General features: G+C 31.9%; 16 protein-coding genes. 9 read left to right on the top strand and 7 right to left on the bottom strand.

The features are described 5' to 3' along the window. Positions 1-2: 2 nt before the first annotated feature. Positions 3-1,280: a UDP-N-acetylmuramoyl-tripeptide--D-alanyl-D-alanine ligase gene (locus tag D3P13_RS19845; protein WP_117885020.1), complete on the bottom strand. Its 1,278-nt coding sequence runs from the start codon at positions 1,278-1,280 to the stop codon at positions 3-5. A gap of 155 nt (positions 1,281-1,435) precedes the next feature. Further along, positions 1,436-3,205, bottom strand: a complete 1,770-nt coding sequence (gene gldJ, locus D3P13_RS19850) for a gliding motility lipoprotein GldJ (protein WP_117885022.1) — start codon at positions 3,203-3,205, stop codon at positions 1,436-1,438. Between the two features lie 279 nt (positions 3,206-3,484). On the opposite strand from gldJ, the gene porU reads away from it, so the two are divergent. The 5 genes from porU (at position 3,485) to D3P13_RS19875 (ending at position 10,439) form a co-directional block, all read left to right on the top strand. Continuing rightward, positions 3,485-6,955 (top strand): type IX secretion system sortase PorU, encoded by a 3,471-nt coding sequence (porU, locus tag D3P13_RS19855; protein ID WP_232829254.1) that lies wholly within the window; start codon positions 3,485-3,487, stop codon positions 6,953-6,955. Positions 6,956-6,992: 37 nt separating this feature from the next. Beyond that, complete coding sequence (gene porV / locus D3P13_RS19860; protein ID WP_117885090.1) at positions 6,993-8,132, top strand: type IX secretion system outer membrane channel protein PorV; 1,140 nt, start codon at positions 6,993-6,995, stop codon at positions 8,130-8,132. A gap of 256 nt (positions 8,133-8,388) precedes the next feature. Then, positions 8,389-8,871 (top strand): cytidine deaminase, encoded by a 483-nt coding sequence (gene cdd, locus D3P13_RS19865; protein ID WP_117885026.1) that lies wholly within the window; start codon positions 8,389-8,391, stop codon positions 8,869-8,871. 42 nt (positions 8,872-8,913) lie between these two features. Further along, positions 8,914-9,291: a group III truncated hemoglobin gene (locus D3P13_RS19870; protein WP_117885028.1), complete on the top strand. Its 378-nt coding sequence runs from the start codon at positions 8,914-8,916 to the stop codon at positions 9,289-9,291. An 86-nt stretch (positions 9,292-9,377) separates the two neighbouring features. After that, positions 9,378-10,439 carry a 3-oxoacyl-ACP synthase III family protein gene (locus D3P13_RS19875; protein WP_117885030.1) on the top strand — a complete coding sequence of 354 codons (1,062 nt, stop codon included), beginning with the start codon at positions 9,378-9,380 and terminating at the stop codon, positions 10,437-10,439. Positions 10,440-10,591: 152 nt separating this feature from the next. Here the strand turns inward: D3P13_RS19875 and pafA are convergent, their stop codons facing one another. Further along, positions 10,592-12,265 (bottom strand): alkaline phosphatase PafA, encoded by a 1,674-nt coding sequence (pafA, locus tag D3P13_RS19880; protein WP_117885032.1) that lies wholly within the window; start codon positions 12,263-12,265, stop codon positions 10,592-10,594. 155 nt (positions 12,266-12,420) lie between these two features. Here pafA and D3P13_RS19885 point away from each other — a divergent pair, with 155 nt between their 5' ends. Together D3P13_RS19885 and D3P13_RS19890 are read left to right on the top strand one after the other, a co-directional pair. Next, positions 12,421-13,128 (top strand): MlaE family ABC transporter permease, encoded by a 708-nt coding sequence (locus tag D3P13_RS19885; RefSeq protein WP_117885034.1) that lies wholly within the window; start codon positions 12,421-12,423, stop codon positions 13,126-13,128. Continuing rightward, positions 13,125-13,901, top strand: a complete 777-nt coding sequence (locus tag D3P13_RS19890; protein ID WP_117885036.1) for an ABC transporter ATP-binding protein — start codon at positions 13,125-13,127, stop codon at positions 13,899-13,901. The genes D3P13_RS19885 and D3P13_RS19890 overlap by 4 nt, the downstream gene beginning before the upstream one ends. A 40-nt stretch (positions 13,902-13,941) precedes the next feature. Here the strand turns inward: D3P13_RS19890 and D3P13_RS19895 are convergent, their stop codons facing one another. The 4 genes from D3P13_RS19895 to D3P13_RS19910 all read right to left on the bottom strand — a co-directional run bounded on the left by D3P13_RS19895 (position 13,942) and on the right by D3P13_RS19910 (position 17,861). Beyond that, positions 13,942-15,369, bottom strand: coding sequence for a DUF389 domain-containing protein (locus D3P13_RS19895; RefSeq protein ID WP_117885038.1), 1,428 nt, complete (start codon positions 15,367-15,369; stop codon positions 13,942-13,944). Positions 15,370-15,390: 21 nt separating this feature from the next. After that, complete coding sequence (locus tag D3P13_RS19900; protein WP_117885040.1) at positions 15,391-16,467, bottom strand: mannose-1-phosphate guanylyltransferase; 1,077 nt, start codon at positions 16,465-16,467, stop codon at positions 15,391-15,393. A gap of 64 nt (positions 16,468-16,531) precedes the next feature. Then, positions 16,532-17,128, bottom strand: coding sequence for a SprT-like domain-containing protein (locus D3P13_RS19905; protein WP_117885042.1), 597 nt, complete (start codon positions 17,126-17,128; stop codon positions 16,532-16,534). Between the two features lie 4 nt (positions 17,129-17,132). Next, positions 17,133-17,861: an SDR family NAD(P)-dependent oxidoreductase gene (locus D3P13_RS19910; protein WP_232829255.1), complete on the bottom strand. Its 729-nt coding sequence runs from the start codon at positions 17,859-17,861 to the stop codon at positions 17,133-17,135. Between the two features lie 55 nt (positions 17,862-17,916). Here D3P13_RS19910 and D3P13_RS19915 point away from each other — a divergent pair, with 55 nt between their 5' ends. Together D3P13_RS19915 and D3P13_RS19920 are read left to right on the top strand one after the other, a co-directional pair. Continuing rightward, complete coding sequence (locus D3P13_RS19915; RefSeq protein ID WP_117885044.1) at positions 17,917-19,194, top strand: metal-dependent hydrolase family protein; 1,278 nt, start codon at positions 17,917-17,919, stop codon at positions 19,192-19,194. Between the two features lie 52 nt (positions 19,195-19,246). Beyond that, positions 19,247-19,987, top strand: a complete 741-nt coding sequence (locus tag D3P13_RS19920) for a hypothetical protein (RefSeq protein ID WP_117885046.1) — start codon at positions 19,247-19,249, stop codon at positions 19,985-19,987. Positions 19,988-20,001: the final 14 nt, after the last annotated feature.

The raw sequence follows: 20,001 nt of genomic DNA on the forward strand, positions 1-20,001 counted from the left end.
GGTTAAACAATGTCTAACACTCGCTCTAAAGCCATACCTCTTGAGGCTTTAATTAGTAGTGTTGCATTCGTAATATTGAGAGTTGAAAAATGCTTTTTAAACGATTCATAAGAATTAAAAAGTTGAATTTTATCTTCATTAGCTCTACATTTATAAAAATTCTCTCCAATTAAATATGCTTTTGATATTGAAAGTTTACTTAACAAATCAACAATAAATTGATGCTCAGCTTCAGCAGTCTTTCCTAGTTCAAACATATCGCCCAAAATTGCAATTTTATGAGAATCCGTTAAATTGGATAAATTCTCTAAAGCAACTTCCATACTACTCGGATTAGCATTATAGGCATCTAAAACAATTTTATTAGATCCTTTATGTATTATTTGAGAGCGATTATTACTTGGTACATAATTCTCTATGGCCTTAATACTATCTTCACTTTTCACTTTAAAGAAATTACCAATAGCTAATGCCGCCGAAATATTATTATAATTATAAGCCCCAATCAATTGGCTTTTTACAATTTCATTATTAAATTGAACATGAACAAACGGATTAGCCTCTACAAAACTAACAAGAACATCGCTATTGTTCCCACCAAATGTAACTTGGTTTATAGTTACTGATTTTTCTAATTGAATAGGGTCATTCGCATTTACAAAAGCAGTTTTATTTTTATTTTTCAAATAGGTATACAATTCTGATTTACCTTCTATTACACCTTCAATACTACCAAACCCTTCTAAATGTGCTTTTCCAAAGTTCGTAATATAACCGTAATCGGGTTGGGCAATATTACATAAAAGTTCAATTTCTTTTAAATGATTCGCCCCCATTTCAACGATACCTATTTCAGTTTTAGGGGTCATTGAAAGTAGTGTCAAAGGTACTCCAATATGATTGTTTAAATTACCCTTTGTTGCTGTTGTATTGTATTTCTCAGAAAGAACAGCATTAATCAATTCTTTAGTGGTGGTTTTACCGTTACTTCCTGTTAGACTAATGATGGGTATATTAAGTTCTTTTCTGTGGTAGGTAGCTAATGCCTGCATCGTTGCCATAACATCGTTTACTAAAATAATAGTTGGTTTTGTTTGATAAATAGCTTCATCAACAACGGCAAAAGCTGCTCCTTTTTTTAAAGCATCTTCGGCAAATTTATTACCATTAAAATTATCACCTTTTAAAGCAAAAAAGACACAACCTCTTTCTACTTTTCTAGTATCTGTAGAAACTTGATAGGACTGTTTATAAATTTTATAGAGTTCTGAAATATTCATGCGTCAATGTATATTAATTTTATAGTCAGATGGAATACCATAATTATCACTTTGACTGTTTTCCTAATTTTAACTTTGGCATTTCATGGGTTAAAACTAAAAAAAAACTCAATACAAAATGTATTGAGTTTTAATTATTTATTCTATAGCAAGACTTATCTTTGTGGTTCCTTACGTCTTCTTTTGTAAGACATTGCACCCAACTTGTCAGTTGCACATCTAAATCCGATATAATTTGTAGCCATATACTCTGGCAAATATCTACGTTGAGCTGGGTCTAACCAATAGGCTCTATCTTTCCAAGAACCTCCTTTATATACTCTAGCTTGATCACTAATTAAAGTGTTCCTAGTTTTTGTATCATATTGTTGAATGATTAATCCACTTTCTCCAATCTGTTTTGGTGTTTTAGGTGAATTATACATTCTTGGTTGATTTTCCATATCTTCCTCATCTTGATAGTAATTTTTAGTTGAAGCCATATCTCCATCACCGATAGAAATATTATCAGCTTTTTCATAATTAGGTCTCATAAAAGCATCACGCTTAGTAATTGGCACATATTTAATACTTCCTGGCAAATCTTTAGGTACAATTTTACCATTATCTAAAGTATCAAACTCTATGCTGTTATAATCAACAACAACTACCTTACCTTCTTCATCAATTAAAGGTTTTTTAAATACATTACCTCTAAAATAGTTAAAGTCATTTGCATCGTTATCAATTATTGGTCTATAAACATCAGCTACCCATTCTGCAACATTACCTGACATATCATACAGTCCAAATGCATTAGAATCATAAGATTTTACTCTAATTGTGATGTCAGCACCATCATTACTCCATCCTGCTAAACCACTATAATCACCTTTACCTTGTTTAAAGTTTGCTAATTGGTCACCACCTCTTCTTCTAGAATCATCTCTAGTTGTTGAACCATTCCAAGAATATTTTTTTCTACCTCTAATAGTATTATATTCTCTATTTTCAATTTCAGCTTTTGCAGCATATTCCCATTCGGATTCAGTAGGCAATCTAAAACGTTGTGTTAACATACCATCAGACGTTTTAACGTGACGACCTGTAAAACCTTGATCAGATTTTTTAGACTTTCTATCTTTTCTTGATAATTTTTCACCATCATCTCCAGAAGCATCATCAGCATTTTTTGCTGCTTTTCTTTCTTTTTTACTTTGTTTCTTTACTTGAGCATTTGGATCATATAGACCTTTTCCATAAATATCTTCGTTACCATCAAATAACAAATCAGGATTTGCTAAATAGGCACCTGTGTCAAATCTATTTTTACCTTCTACAGTAACCGAATCCATATCAAATAAAGATTTAAGTACACCTTTATCCATTAATATTTTTTCGTTAACCCTATCGGTTCGCCATTTACAGTATTCAGTAGCTTGTAACCAAGACACACCTACTACTGGATAATCAGAATATGATGGGTGACGTAAATATGCTTCAGTTAATAACTCGTTAAAACCAAGAGCATCTCTCCAAACCAATGTATCTGGCAAAGCAGATTGATAAATTTTTCTATAACTATCATCTGATGGAGGGTATACTTTCTCTAAATATTGTAAATAGAACAAATATTCTAAGTTTGTAACCTCAGCTTCATCCATATAGAATGAACGTACTTGTTGTTTTGTTGGTGTAGTGTTCCAGTCGAACATTACATCATCAGTTACACTACCCATGGTAAATGTACCTCCTTCTATTAGTACCATTCCTGGTGGAACTTTTTGACCAGCATAGTTTGTATTAGCTGTAAAACCACCATAAGTTGGATCATTAAATTTCCAACCTGTAAGTTCAGAATGTGTTCTGGACTTTTTACCACAACTTATTAAAGTAGCAGCTACTAATACTGTTAACAAAACTTTGTTTCCGATATACCTTCTCATATTTAAACTTCTTAATTTATTCTTTTAGAGTTGAATCATTCGGCATTAGGGGTGTATTTTTTTGACACATTATGCCTGTTAATGCTAGTATAACGATTGTTTTATTTCTTTATTATATGTTGTGTTATAAAATATGATATTAATTCTATTTAAATTTGTAAGCATTTAAAACAAACCGTCCAAACAAGCTCTATCCTGTTTAGATTTGATTAATGCTTAATATAAAATAAGTATGATTATCTTGCGAGCCATTTTAATTTATATATGAAGTCATTTCATTTGAAAAAAAATTTTAGATATTTAGTACACCTATTATATATAGCCCCTCTCTTTGTTTATTCGCAAAACATTGATAGAAATGTTATATCTAATACAAAATCTTATTCCCCCAAAGCGTCGGTGGTTAAAAATTCTATCCTCTCTGAAGGTACTTGGTACAAGTTTTCAATTGATACTACTGGTGTTTTTAAAATAGATAATCAATTTTTAAAAAACCTAGGTGTAAACACGACTGATATTAACCCTAAAAATATCAGGATATTTGGAAATGGTGGACAACTACTACCTCAAAAAAATGCAGATTTCAGATATGACGGATTACAAGAAAATGCAATTTTTGTAAATGGTGAAGAAGATAATCGATTTGATAATAATGATTATATCCTCTTTTATGGTATCGGACCACATGGTTGGAATACCATTCCATCACAACCTTCCCAATCTAAACACATTAATAATATATATAGCGATAATGCTTATTATTTCTTAACCATTGATAATGGTTTGGGTAAACGAATAACTAACGTTCCTGATATTTTAGCTACCCCAACCGAAACAATTACTACATATAATGATTATGATTTCATTGAAAACGATAAAACAAATTTATTTGCCAATGGACAACAATGGTTTGGTAAAGAATTAAGTTTTGAAAATACTACAACGAAAATATTTCAATTTGAGAACCTAGACATTTTACAACCAATTACTATAAGAGTAAGAGGTGTAGCCATATCTTCTACGGCATCTTCATTTGATGTAAAAGTGAATGGTCAGAATTTAATGAATATTAGCTTGCCGGCAGTACCCTCAACGTCAGGTAATCTAACACTTGCCATTCCTCGTGAAAGTTCACAGAGCACATCTGCGAGTACCTCAACTATAGCAGTAGAGATTACTTATAATAATAATGGTAACCCTTCGGCAAAAGCCTATCTAGATTATGTAGAACTAATAGGTGTTAAAAAACTAATTGCAAATGGTAAACAATTTTCCTTTAGAAATTTTGAATCCCAATCAAATTCTACGCTATATAATTATCAAATAGAAAACAATACGAATATCGATCAAGTGTGGATTGTTACAGACGGTATCAATCCAAAAATTATTAATAATCTATCCAGTTCAGATCAATTTAGTTTTAATTCGTTCGGAGGTTCATTGGAAGAGTTTATCGTACTGAACGAAAATGATTATTACAAACCTAAAATGATTAAGCAGAGCAAAATACCTAATCAAAACTTACAAGCTTTAAAAGATATCGATTATGTAATTATTACTCAAGATTTTTTAATGAACGAAGCGGAACGATTAGCTGCATATCACAGAGAACATTCCAATTTAACGGTTCAAGTGATCAATTTAGACCATATATATAATGAATTTGGTTCTGGCTCACCTGATTTAACGTCGATTCGCGATTTTATAAGACATTTGTATCGAAATGCATCTACTGAAGAAACCAGAATTAAGTATGTCTGTTTATTTGGCGATGCTTCTTATGATTTTAAGGATCGGATTAATGATAACAATAATATTGTACCTTCTTTTCAATCTTTAGAAAGTTTTGATTTGGCACGTTCTTATGTTACGGATGATTATTATGGTATGATGGATGATGATGAAGGTGAATTAAGCAATGCTGATAATCAAGATGTAGCTACTGGAAGGTTTCCTATATCAACAGTAAGTGAAGCCAAAACTACAGTTGATAAAACCTTAAACTATTATAACACAGAATCTTTTGGAGATTGGCGTAATAGAATCACTTTAGTGGCTGATGATCCAGATGTGGCCAGCGAGTTTATTCTTCAAGAAACCGTAGAAAAATTAGCCGATACACTTAAAAACAGACGACCTATTTATAATTTATCAAAAATTTATGCAGATGCCTATGTACAGGAAACTTCTGCTGGAGGAGAACGTTATCCTGATGTAAACGAAGCCATAAATAACGCTGTTGAAACAGGTTCTTTAGTAATAAATTATTTCGGACATGGTGGGGAAGATGGTTGGGCTAACGAGCGTATTTTAGAAAACTCAGCTATAAATGATTGGAACAACCTCAACAAGTTACCGCTATTTATAACTGTTACTTGTGAGTTTTCTAAATTTGATAACCCACTTAGACCTACTGCTGGCGAATTTGTTTTCTTAAATCCTTACGGAGGTGCCACAAGTTTAATAACGACAACACGTGAAATTTTTATTAGTGTTGGGCAACGCTTTAATGATATACTAACCAAAAAGCTTTTTGGATTCAACGGAGAAGATTATACTATTGCTGAAGCTATGATGGCCATGAAAAATGACCCAACAGCTCCAAATACCACGCAACGTTTATTTGTTTTTTATTTAGGTGATCCTGCTATGAAACTTGCCCGTCCAAAACCAAGTATTGAGCTTACTAAATTAAACGGACAAAACATCACCTCAACAACTGATACGCTAAAAGCCTTATCTAAAATAAGTTTAGAAGGAGTTGTTAAAGATGCTCTCGGAAATAATTTAACCGATTTTAATGGTGAGTTGTCTGCAACCATTTATGATAAATCGGTAGACCGTATCACTTTAGACAATAATAATTTTGGTAACAAATTGTCTTTTGATGCTATTGAAAGTAAAATTTTTAGAGGAAGAGCTTCCATAAAAAATGGTATTTTTAATTTTGATTTTATTGTACCGAAAGACATTAGAATAGCATACGGAAAATCTAAAATCAGTTTATACGCCAACAATGATGCTATTGACAAAGGTGGCGTAAATCAAGAGGTTATTATTGGTGGTATTGATAAAAATGCACCTGAAGATAATGTTGGACCAATCATTCAACTTTTTATGGATGATGAATCTTTTGCAGATGGAGGTAACACAAGCGAATCACCCCATTTAATTGCCATTTTAGAAGATAGTTCAGGTATCAATACTTCAATTACTGCAGTTGACCACGATATTGTTGCTATTTTAGATGGAGATCAGGCCAATCCATACATCTTAAATGATTTTTATGAAACAGAACTAGACGACTTTACAACAGGAAAAGTAAAGTTCCCTTTTCGAAATTTAGAACCGGGTTTACATACCCTAAATTTTAAAGTTTGGGATACATACAATAATTCATCAGAAGCAACGTTAAATTTTGTTGTAGTAGATAACAGCGATTTGGTATTGAGTAACGTTCTTAATTATCCTAATCCTTTTATAAATTATACAGAGTTTTGGTTTAATCACAATAAACCAAATGAACCCTTAGAGGTTCAAGTTCAGATATTTACAGTTTCTGGTAAACTAATTAAAACAATTAACCAAAACGTACAGTCTGAAAATCTATCACGTTCCATATCATGGAATGGTTTAGATGACTTTGGTAATAAAATTGGAAAAGGGGTTTACATTTATAAACTCAATGTTAAATCGACATTAACAAATACTAAAAACGAAAAATTTGAAAAACTTGTCATTTTACAGTAAAATCAAAATGTTCAAAATCCCTAACTTAACTATTCTGATGAAAAACTCATTTTTACTACTTATAGCATTTTTATGCTTACATGTAGCTAACGCACAAGACGAACCAAATCCGATAACAACGGCCGCTCCATTTTTAACAATTGTACCAGACGCTCGTGCTGGAGGTATGGGTGATATTGGTGTAGCTACCAAACCTGATGCCAATTCTCAACATCATAACCCAGCAAAATTTGCTTTTTCGGATACTCAGTTCGCAGTAGGTGTTAACTATACCCCTTGGTTACGTAACTTAACGAATGATGTATTTGTCAGTAGTTTAACTTTTTCAAATAAAATCAATGAACAAAGTGCTTGGGGTGCCAGTTTAAAATACTTTTCTCTTGGAACCATAGATTTAACGGATACAGGTGGAAACCCAATAGGTACTGAAAACCCTAACGAATTATCTTTTGATGGTTCGTACTCTTTAAAACTAAACGAAACGTTCGCGTTAGCTGTTGGTGTACGTTACATTCGTTCTGATTATGCTTTAAAAGTTGAAAATTCTGACTTAAAAACTGTAAATACTTTTGCCGTTGATGTTGCTGGTTATTATCAATCTCCAGAAAAAAATTACGGTAATTTTAATGGTATTTGGCGTGGTGGATTTAATGTTTCTAACATTGGTCCAAAAGTCACATTATCTGATGGAGGAAGAGAAAGTTTTATACCAACCAATTTAAAATTAGGTGGTGGATTTGAATTTATCTTAGATGATATGAACTCAGTAACAACCAACCTTGAATTTAATAAATTATTAGTACCTACGCCACCAATTAGAGATTCTTCAACAGGAGAAATTCTAGAAGGAAAAGATGATGACGTTAGCTTTTTAAGTGGTATGTTCAGTTCTTTTGGAGATGCTCCAAACGGATTTAGTGAAGAACTTAAAGAATTTACTTGGGCATTGGGAGCTGAATATATGTATGACAATACGTTGGGACTTCGTCTTGGATATTTTAACGAAAATGAATTGAAAGGAGCTCGTAAATATTTTACATTAGGAGCCGGATTTAAATTTAAAAGTTTAAACTTAGATATGTCCTACTTGATAAACTCATCAGATGTTAATAATCCTTTGGAAAACACATTACGTTTTTCTTTAACTTTCAATTTCGGTGACATATTTGATTATTAAGATTCTTATAAATCAGTTCAAATATATAATTTCAAAAATCATTTTAGTATTTTAGCTAAAATGATTTTTTTATTTCAATTCTTATTTAAAAGTACCGATAATGAAAATTGAATATTTTTGTAATAAATGAAGAATAAAGTTCAACCATAACTATAGTTATGGTTGTATCTTTCTTTTGAAATATAGTGCAAAAAGAACGGTTTTAAAGAGGTGATTTTAAGTAAGAATTGGTATCATCCCCAAAGTGTAGCTTTTTATGCAAAAAATACAAAGTAAAATAGAATACATGTTATTCGAAAATATTGATGAACTGGACATCAATGCACGTTATTTAATGAACGAAGCTATAAAAGCCCGTGAAAAAGCCTATGCCCCATATTCTAATTTTAATGTCGGTGCTGCTATCTTACTAGATAATAATAAGATAGTGCTAGGTAACAATCAAGAAAATGCAGCTTTCCCTTCTGGCTTGTGTGCAGAACGTGTTGCTATTTATAATGCAGGTGCCAATTACCCGGAATGCACAATCTTATCTATTGCCATTTCAGCAAGTTCATCGAAACATAAAGTAACAAACCCTGTTGGTCCTTGTGGTGCCTGCAGACAAAGTATTGCTGAATACGAGCACAAACAAAAGCAAGCAATAGAAATTTATTTTATGGGAGAGGAAGGAAAAGTTGTTAAGGTAAATGCTTTAAAAGATTTATTACCTTTTGGATTTGACAGTAGCTTTTTATAATTAAAATTCGATTATCAGATAAACTAGCAACTACTTAACCTTATGCAAGACATTAAAACAAGAAAAGACATCCATTTTATAATTACGGAACTATACAAGAAATTGTTATCAGATGATATTGTTAAGCATTTCTTTGAAGATGTTATTAATGAAAATCATTTAGAAGAACACCTCAATATTGTAACTGATTTTTGGAATGGAATTTTATTTAGCACCACTGATTACCAAAGAAATGCCATGCAACCTCATTTAATTCTTAATGAACGTAAGCCTTTTAAGCATGAACATTTTAAAAGGTGGTTACTACATTTCACTTCGTCTATTGACGACAACTATAAAGGCGAAAAATCAGAAATGGCCAAGACAAGAGCCTTGTCTATTGCTACAGTTATGGAAATAAAAATGAGCAGTAATTCTTAAAATATTCTTTTTAAAATTTAATTACTAAGCTTAAAATAATTAATTTAGCCGTTGGTTGTAATTCAGCACCCTAGACCTTTTTTTATATGAAGTCAGTTATCACTGGAAACGGCAGTTTCATCCCCTCAGTAGCTATAAAAAATAGTGATTTTATTGAAAGTCAGTTTTATGATGACAATAAAAAGCTTTTTACTACGTCGAACGAAGTAATCATAGAAAAGTTTAAATCTATTACAGGCATCGGAGAAAGACGTTATGTAAAAGATAATTTAAACTCTTCAGACATTGCGACAATTGCTGCACAAAGAGCTATTGATGATTCTGGTATTGACCCAGAAGAATTAGACTACATTATAGTTGCTCAAAATTTTGGTGACGTTAAAAAAGGAAGCGTTCAAACAGACATTTTACCAAGTTTAGCTGCTCGAGTAAAGCATAATTTGAAAATTAAAAACTCTAATTGTGTAGCTTATGACATTATATTCGGTTGCCCAGGATGGCTACAAGGTGTTATACAGGCTCATATTTATATAAAATCTGGTGAAGCACAAAAATGTTTGGTTATTGGTTCTGAAACCTTATCAAGGGTAATTGATAATCACGATAGAGATTCAATGATTTTTGCTGATGGTGCAGGTGCTTGCATTATGGAAGCCAAAGAAAATAGTGATAACGGAATTTTAAGCTATGCCGCACTATCTGATACCATTGAAGAATCTAATTATCTATATTTTGGAGAGTCAAATAAACCCAATACTAATGAAGGTGTTCGGTATATAAAAATGTTGGGACGAAAAATTTATGAATACTCCTTAAACAATGTGCCTTTAGCCATGAAAAAGGCTCTAGATAAAAGTGGAGTGCCTATTGAAGATGTAAAAAAAATATTTATACATCAAGCCAATGAAAAAATGGATGAAGCCATCATCAAACGTTTTTTTAGGTTGTATAAATCTCACGTACCAGAAAATGTATTGCCAATGAATATTCATAAATTAGGCAATAGCTCTGTGGCTACTATTCCCACACTACTCGATTTGGTATTGAAAGGAAAAATAGAAAATCATAACCTAAACGAAGGAGATGTAATTATTTTAGCCTCCGTAGGTGCAGGTATGAACATTAATGCTGTTGTGTATAGGTATTAGACCTAAAACCCTTATCATTAGTTTTATACTTATACTACATATAATTTCTTCATTATATAAAAAAGAAGAAATAATTATCTAGTTGCTGTTTTGCATATATCAAGCAATCATCACTAATTAAAAAATTTCAACAATAGTTTGACAACCTAAAATTAATCCTCTAAAACCTCTTGTACTACTTTCCCTGAAGTTGCATTAGGAAATGTAATGTTTAATAAACTTGACATTGTTGGAGCAATATCTGTAATATTTACCAAAGTTTTACTTGAGCCTTTCTTAATACCTTTACCATAAAAAATGATAGGCACATGCGTATCGTAATTATAACCTGACCCGTGCGTAGAACCTGTTTTTGAATAGCTTATTGTAGCCGGGTTTGGCACTAATAATACGTCACCTGAAAATTTCTGATTGTATCCATTTTGTAAAAAGTGCATTATACCCTCCGTAAAATTGGCAGTTTGCATGGTACGAGCCGTTACTGCTCTTGAAATACCCTTATAATTAATAACTTCATCTGCTAAACTTTGAGCAACTTCGTTTGCATCTAATTTCAACTCTTTAATTTTACTCTTGTTTAAAAAGATTTGAAAATTAGATATATCTTCAATCAAGTCATCCGATTTATATTTATCTAAAAGAAAGGCAGATGCTTTCTTTTTAAAATCTTTATTATCAAAATAACCGGAAGGTATTTTTAACGTCTTTAAATAGGAAGGAACTTGCACAGCAGCATGGTCTGCAGTTAAAAACAACGTGTAATTACCTTTACCTACCTTTTCGTCTAAAAACTTAAAAAATGAAGCCAACTCTTTATCCAACCTTAAATACGTATCTTCAATTTCTTTGGAGTCAACCCCAAATTTATGCCCGACATAATCGGTACTAGAAAAACTAACTGCTAAAAAGTCAGTTACATTTTGTGTTTGACCTAAGTTCTCGCCAATTATAGCTGCCTCAGCAAAATCTTTTACAATAGTATTACCATAAGGTACGGCCTTTAAAAGATCGTAATTACCATTATTCTTCTTCAGTTTTTTTAAATCATAAGGAAATGTTGGTGTTTTTTTCCCTTTAAATAACCCTTCAAACTTATTATCATCGGCTATACTTTCTGTGTATGTATTAATATCGTACAGTGTATTCCAAGTGGAATTTAAATATTTTTTAGCATTGCCGTTCTTATTAAATTCTTGAACCCATTTCGGTAATTTATCCATATAATAAGAACTGGTAATAAACTTACCTTCTTTTTTTCCTTGAAACCAATATGAACCATCTGCCGCATGCCCTGCTGGTAAAATAGCTGATCTATCTTTTATACTTAACCCTATGACTTTACCTCTCTTATTTTGTGCCATTTTAAGCTCATCACCTATTGTGGTAGATAACATTCTACGCGGCGATTTTCTACCACCATCGTCTGCTCCAACACTCTTATAATCATTATCATCTACACAATAAATAGACTTTTTAGTGAACTTATCATACCAATTGTTTCCAATTATACCGTGATAACTTGGTGTAGTACCTGTATATATGGAAGTATGTCCAACAGCAGTATAGGTTGGAATGTAATTATAATGTCCATTTTCACAGCTAAACCCACCATCAATTATTCTTTTAAAACCATCATTTCCATATCTATTGTAAAATCGTGTTAAATAGTCATAACGCATTTGATCAACTACGATACCAACAACCAATTTAGGGCGTTGCATTTCTATTGAAGTAAGACTGAACTCTGGTTCATTTACAACAGAATTTTGAGCGAAACTAGAAGTGAATAAAACTAAGGTTATAACAAAAGATAATAATTTTTTCATCAGTGATATTTTATATTAAAATCAAAATTAGGGCTTTTTTTACATTTAATATTATATTTTTGATATTTGAAAATTAAATTAATGTTAATTCATTTCCAATAACAGAAACCTATAATTTGATCAACTATTTTAAATATATTGGTAAGTATTTTATTATGCTTAAAGAGGTTTTTAAAAGACCTCAAAAAGGATCTATTTTTAGAGAATCCATTTTTAAAGAAATTGAAGATTTGGGTATTAACTCCATAGGAATAGTTGCTTTTATTTCCTTTTTTGTTGGTGGTGTTGTGGTTATTCAAACCGCTTTAAATTTGGACAATCCCATTACACCTAAATATTTAATTGGATATGCATCTAGAGAATCATTAATATTAGAATTTTCACCAACACTTATTTCAATTATTTTAGCAGGAAAAGTAGGCTCGTACATTACTTCTAGTATTGGTACTATGCGAGTTACAGAACAAATTGATGCTCTTGAAGTAATGGGTATAAATTCATTAAATTATTTAGTGCTCCCTAAAATTATTGCCAACGTCTTCTTTTATCCGTTCGTTATTATTATTAGTATTTGGCTTGGTATTTTTGGGGGATGGGTTGCTGGAAATTTAACAGGCTTAGTAAGCTCAGCTGATTACATAATGGGTATTAGAAGTGAATTTGAACCTTTTCACTTGGTCTATTCTATGATTAAGACTTCTGTATTTGCTTTTGTTATTGCTACAATACCGGCGTATCAAGGCTTTTATGTTAAAGGAGGAGCTATTGAAGTGGGTAATGCCAGTACACGTGCCGTAGTATGGACAAGTATTGTAATAATCGTATTGAATTACTTTTTAACTCAAATGCTTTTAGGAAAATGATTGAAGTAAGAAATTTAAATAAGGAGTTTGACGGGGTTCAAGTATTGAAGGGTATTGATGCCACTTTCGAAAATGGAAAAACGAGCTTGGTTATTGGAACTAGTGGATCAGGAAAAACCGTATTCTTAAAATGTCTGCTGGGTTTGATTCAACCTGAGAAAGGTGATATTATTTATGATGGTCAGATCTATAATGAAATGAGCGGTGATGAGAAACGTGATTTAAAAAAGGATATTGGCATGGTTTTTCAAGGAAGTGCTTTATTTGACAGTTCTACTGTTGAAGAAAATGTAATGTTCCCTTTAAAAATGTTTACGGATCAGTCATATGAAGAAAAAATTGAGCGTGTAAATTTTGTTTTAGACCGTGTAAACTTAGAAAATGCGAACAAAAAATTTCCCGCTGAACTTTCTGGAGGTATGCAAAAACGGGTAGCCATTGCTAGAGCAATTGTAATGAACCCAAAGTATTTATTTTGTGATGAGCCAAACTCGGGATTAGATCCGAAAACTTCGACAGTAATTGATAATTTAATTCAAGAAATTACGAAAGAATATAATATAACCACCATAATTAATAGCCATGACATGAATTCTGTGATGGAAATTGGTGAAAAAATTATATTATTGAAGCATGGTGTTAAAGAATGGGAAGGTACCAATGACGAAGTTTTTAAAACAGACAATGAATCGTTGGTTGATTTTGTTTATTCCTCTAACTTATTTAAAAAAGTAAGAGAAGCACAATTAAAACAAGACAATAGCGGCTCTTAATAAGATGACGCCTATTAAAACTAAAGATTAAATAAATACACTATTCTCTGATAATTTTTAAGGTATCCAAAGCCAATCTTGTTTTAAGCCATAATTTGAGCTTTGCCTCTTGCATGTTCAACTCCTTTTTAGCCATTTTATCTTTCCATTTTATACTAAAAAAAGCGATGGAATCAATTTTTGAGAAATCAGTTACCACTTTTTTAGCATAGCTCATCTTCTCAATACCGTCATAATTTATTTTCGCTTCTTCACTGACCGATTTAAAAGGAATTTGATCTTTGTAAAACTTATTAAGTTCATTTTCTAACAATCTAATTCTGTCCTCTTTTTCTTTGATATTTTCATCACGGGAAGTAATAATTTTTTGATTTTGAGAATACAGATCCTGTAGATTTTTCACTTGTGCTAGCATTTCTGTATCATCCTGCTGCTGAATTTTCAATTCAACTTCTCCCAAACCTAACTCCCCCATCCTATCTTTCCAAATACCAACTTGAGCATCAGAAACTGGATTAAATAAAGGCAGTGTTATTTTTTTATTAGTATAATCAATATTTTTATCGTCTTCCCCAATTATAGATACTCCATTTCCTTTTAGTTCATGAATAAAAGATTGTGCCGTTTTTTTAAATTCATTTTCTCTAAATAAATTATAAAATGAATATATACTTCCAGCCAGTATAATAAATGCCACTACTGAGGCAAATTGACTAATTCGCTTCCGTTTAGCAGAATTAATATACTTAACCATCGGAAAACTTAAAAACTTAACAATTACAAATGTTGCTAACGCTATAAAAATGGTATTGATGGTAAATAAAAACATAGCACCAAGAAAATAGGAAAACTGACCAGTAGCTAAACCATAACCGGCGGTACATAAAGGTGGCATTAATGCTGTCGCAATAGCAACACCAGCTACAGTATTGGTTTGAGCAGAAGGTCTACTAACCGCTATAATAAGTGCCAAACCACCTGCAAGTGCTATAAAAACATCACGTACATCGGGTCTTGTTCTAGCTAAAATTTCAGTAGTCGCATCTTGAAACAATGGGATACTAAAAAACAAGAAAGAAGTTAGCAAACTTAACCCAACCATAACCCCTAAATTAACCATTGAGCGTCTCAAAGTATCAATATCATTAATACCTATAGACAAGCCAACTCCTAATATTGGTCCCATTAAAGGCGATATTAACATGGCTCCAATTACAACTGCTGTTGAGTTCGCATTTAAACCAATGGAGGCTATAAGAATTGAAAAGACCAAAATCCAAGCCGTATGACCTTTCATGGAAATATTATCCTTGATTGCCTGTACTGTCCCTTCCTTATTCGTATCGTGTTTTATGTCTAAAAGATCTATCAAAAACTCTTTTATACCACCTAAGATACCAGTAACCTTCTTTTGGGTTTCTTCTTTTTTTACATCAAGATCAACTTCAACCTTTTTGTTTTCTTCCATGGTTTATAGAGCTTATTCTTTTTAAACTAAATCTTTGCCAAATTTTTCTTTAACCTGAGAAACTATTTGTTTAATATCCTGTTCGTTCTTTTTAGGACAAATTAACAATACATCTTCTTTTTCAACTACTATAAAATCTTCTAACCCTTGAATAACAACATGCTTGTATTTTGTGGTACTCACCATATTCCCTGAAGCATCATTAAAAATGGTTTTCGCATTTACAACGGCGTTATTATCTTCGTCCTTTTCTAATTTTTCGTGTAAAGAACTCCAAGTTCCTAAATCATTCCATCCAAATTCAACTGGCAAGGTATATATATTTTCCGCCTTTTGCATAATACCATAATCAATGGAAATATTTTCTGCTTTTTGATAATTATTATTTATAAAATCATCTTCCAAATTGGTATTATAGGCTTTATTCCCTTCACAGAATAATGTATTCATTTCTGGTAAATAATTCTGAAAAGCCTTTACAATGCTTTTTACACTCCAAATAAAAATACCCGCATTCCAAACATAATCTCCACTTTCTAAAAATTTTGTAGCTGTTTCTAAATCAGGCTTCTCTGTAAAATTAATTACTTTTTTTATTTCGGAGTCATTATTTTCAAATTTTATATAACCATATCCCGTATTAGGACTATTAGGCTGTATACCCAAGGTCATTAAAATATCATTTTTCTCACAAGCAATAAAAGCCGTCTGAATATTATTTATAAATTCTTGCTCATTATCAATCCAATGATCAGATGGAGCTACAACCATAACCGCATTGGGATCTTTTTGTTGAATTTTTAATGCAGCATATAAAATACACGGAGCCGTATTACGCATTGCAGGTTCTAACAATAATTGTTTCTCTGTGCATTCGGGTAATTGTTCTAAAACAAGTTCTTTATATATAGCGTTTGTAGCTATTAAAATATTTTCTTTCGGAATTAAAGTTGATAGTCTCTTAAAAGTACGTTGCAATAAAGAATCTCCTTTCCCTAACATGTCATGGAACTGTTTTGGGAATTGTGTAGTACTCACTGGCCAAAACCTTGAACCAACACCACCTGCCATAATTACTGCGTAATAATTTTGTTGCATTTTTTTTTATTTTTTATGTACTATTTCTAGTGTTTAATATCTATAATGAAAGATAAATATTTTATTATTTAATCACCTCTACTTCTGCATTTTGATGAAACAAATACCTCTTTTTTGTTCTAACCTCAATACACTCATATCGTGTTCTTCGCTTTTCTATCATTTCAAAAATACGATTATTATGAATAAATTTATTCTTTGGTGCTAATTCAAAAATATAATTTAATTCATTCGTTTCATCATACTTTTTTAACGCTAAAGATAATTTTGCATCAGCATCAGTACTCGCCTTTGGGTTCTGTAAATAACGTGCTAAATAAGGTAATATTTCAGTTGGGTAAATTTCTGGAGTAACATATGGCAACATCAAATGCTGAAAGTTCATTTTCCATTCAATACCATGTGGTTTTACTCGTTTGTGTTTTTGATGAGTTACTAAATGAGCTATTTCGTGTATTAAAGTCAACAAAAAGCGATAATGATTCAAATCGTTATTAATAGTAATTTGAAATTGACCTGTATTCAATTTTCTAAAATCACCATGTTTTGTCTTTCTATTATTTACAATTTTTAGTTTACACGGATATTTATTCAGTAAATCAATTACTAAATCAATAGATGCCAAAGGAATATATTTTTCTAAAATTTGTCTTTCTTTCATTTTTTTAAGGTGTTGAAGACGACACTTGCAACACTTTACCATTATAAAACTGATTACCTGTCAAAGCAAAATTAGCAATATACGCTCCCATTTCTTTAGGAGTTGTGGGTGCTTGATATCCTGGAAAAGCTGCTGCCAACATTTCCGTTTGTACTGCTCCTAATGCTAACGTGTTAAATGCAATTTGTTTTTCCTTAAATTCTTCTGCCAACAATTCCATTAAAGTAATAACGGCTCCTTTTGAAGAACTGTATGCCGATAATCCCGGAAATTTCATACTTCCTTGAATACCGCCCATGCTACTGATAGCAACAACATGACTGCCTGCTTTCAAATAGGGTAACATAATTTTAGTCAAGCTTGCTACAGCAAATACGTTGACTTTATAAACTTCTAAAAATTCTTTTGCACTCGTCTCCGCAAATGGCTTGTTGACTATAGCTCCTGCATTATGAATTAAAACATCAACAGAATCCCATTTTTCTTTTAGAAACTTTGAAATAGTATTTAGTTGATTTTCATCAGAGATATCAACTCCCAAAACCGAAATGTTTTTAAGTGTTTTTTGCAATTCTTCTAGCGTTGAAATATTTCTAGAAATCGCCAAAACTTGATGTCCTTTTTCACTCAAAAGCTTTACCATCTCGTATCCAATACCTCTGCTTGCCCCTGTTACTACAATGTTTTTCACAACCATTATATCTGATTCTATATTATTATCAATAAAAGCCATTAAAATTTCTTATTTTTAAGCATCAAATATAATCATTAACTCAGCAACCTACATTATGAAAAAATTACTTATTAGTTTTTGCCTTTTATTCAGTTTCATTTTACCTGCACAAAACACCTATTTACATTGTGGTAAGCTCATTGACACCAAAGACGGTAAAGTTCTTACTGAAATGACAGTTATTGTTTCTGGTAATAAAATTACAGATGTAAAAAGCGGATATATAAATCCGAAATCTAAAAAGGATAATATAATAGATTTAAAATCTAAGACCGTAATGCCAGGTCTAATTGATATGCATGTTCACTTAGAAGGGCAACTGAATCCTAAAAGTTATATTGCACCTTTTGTATTGAATGACGCCGATATTGCTTTTGACGCTCAAGGTTTTGCCAAATCTACTTTATTAGCAGGATTTACAACAGTTAGAGATCTTGGAGGAAGTGGTGTAAACGTATCTTTACGAAACGCTATTAATCAAGGAAAGGTTGACGGCCCTAGAATATTTACTGCTGAAAAATCACTGGCTACAACTGGAGGTCATGCCGACCCTACCAATGGGTTTAGCAAGAAACTCATGGGGAATCCTGGCCCTAAAGAGGGTGTTGTAAATAGTGTTGAAGATGCTAGAAAAGCGGTGAGACAACGTTATAAAAACGGTGCTGACCTTATAAAAATTACAGCCACAGGAGGCGTGTTAAGTGTTGCAAAAAGTGGGCAAAATCCACAATTTACAATCGAAGAAATAAAAGCGATTTGCGAGACGGCTAAAGATTATGGTATGCATGTTGCCGCACATGCCCATGGTGATGAAGGCATGCAAAGAGCCATAATAGGAGGTGTTAAAACTATAGAACACGGTACTTTAATGAGTGAAGAAACCATGGAGCTCATGAAAAAGCATGATGCATACTATGTACCTACAATAACAGCAGGGAAATCAGTTGCTGATAAGGCAAAAATTAAAGGATACTTTCCTGAAATTATTGTTCCGAAAGCATTAGCTATCGGACCTAAAATTCAAAGTACTTTTGGTAAAGCCTATAAAAAAGGAGTTTCCATCGCTTTTGGTACCGATGCGGGTGTTTTTGATCATGGCGATAATGGTAAAGAGTTTGGTTATATGGTAGAAGCTGGTATGCCAGCCATAGAAACCATTCAGTCTGCAACGATTACCAATGCAAAAATATTAGAAATGCCAACTGAAATTGGTCAAATAGCGATTGGCTTTATAGCTGATATAGTGGCTACGGACGAAGACCCTACCAAAAACATCAATACTATGGAAAATGTTGTTTTTGTAATGAAAGAAGGAAAGGTTTATAAGAAATAATAATTTGAGATTAAGTATTTTCATAAAAAGAAGTCTTCTATTTTTATTGCTAGTGTTTCTAGTTAATTGTTCTAGAAATAAATATGAAAAAGAATTGATTGGAGTTTGGAATGATTTTCCCTCAGGAGGTAGTAACGAATTTAGGTTTTATGAAGATTCTATAATTCATTACACTTACAATATTTACAGGAAAGGTACGTGGCAGGTAGATAAGTCACAAATAAAATTTCATTTCCCAAAAGAACTTGCGGGTTTTAACACAAAATTTACGCTCGACTACAAATTGAGTGAAAATAAAGATGCCTTATTTGCTAAACTACCAAAGGATTCAGTCTTTTCGCATCACGGTCTTTTCAAAGTCAATAATTATTGGATTCACTATTTAAGAAAATTTGATTTTCAAATTAATTTACCTGAAGCTAATTTTGAGATGACCAAAAATGAGGCTATAGAATATGGTATTGACTTATTTGTTGGGTATAAGAATAAAAAATTAATTGTAAAACTTGATCATCCTCTTGAATATGGTAACGATATTTCAAGTTTTATAAAACCCTATATTTATTCGGAACGGGCAATATGGGAAGAAGAAGAAATAAAAAACTTGTATTTTAACCTTATCGCAGATAAAAACGTCTCTGAACAACACATTGACTCCATTAAAAATATTCTAAATGTATTTCCTAAAATGAAAATTTTTAGGGTTTATAAAAACGATAATGCCAACTACGGTAAGTATGATTTAGATCATGAATTATTCTATGATTGGAGCTGGTATGGGCGGTTTGAGTAATATTATTACTATTA

It is taken from the genome of Aureibaculum luteum (assembly GCF_003449015.1).
GTDB classification, from domain to species: domain Bacteria; phylum Bacteroidota; class Bacteroidia; order Flavobacteriales; family Flavobacteriaceae; genus Aureibaculum; species Aureibaculum luteum.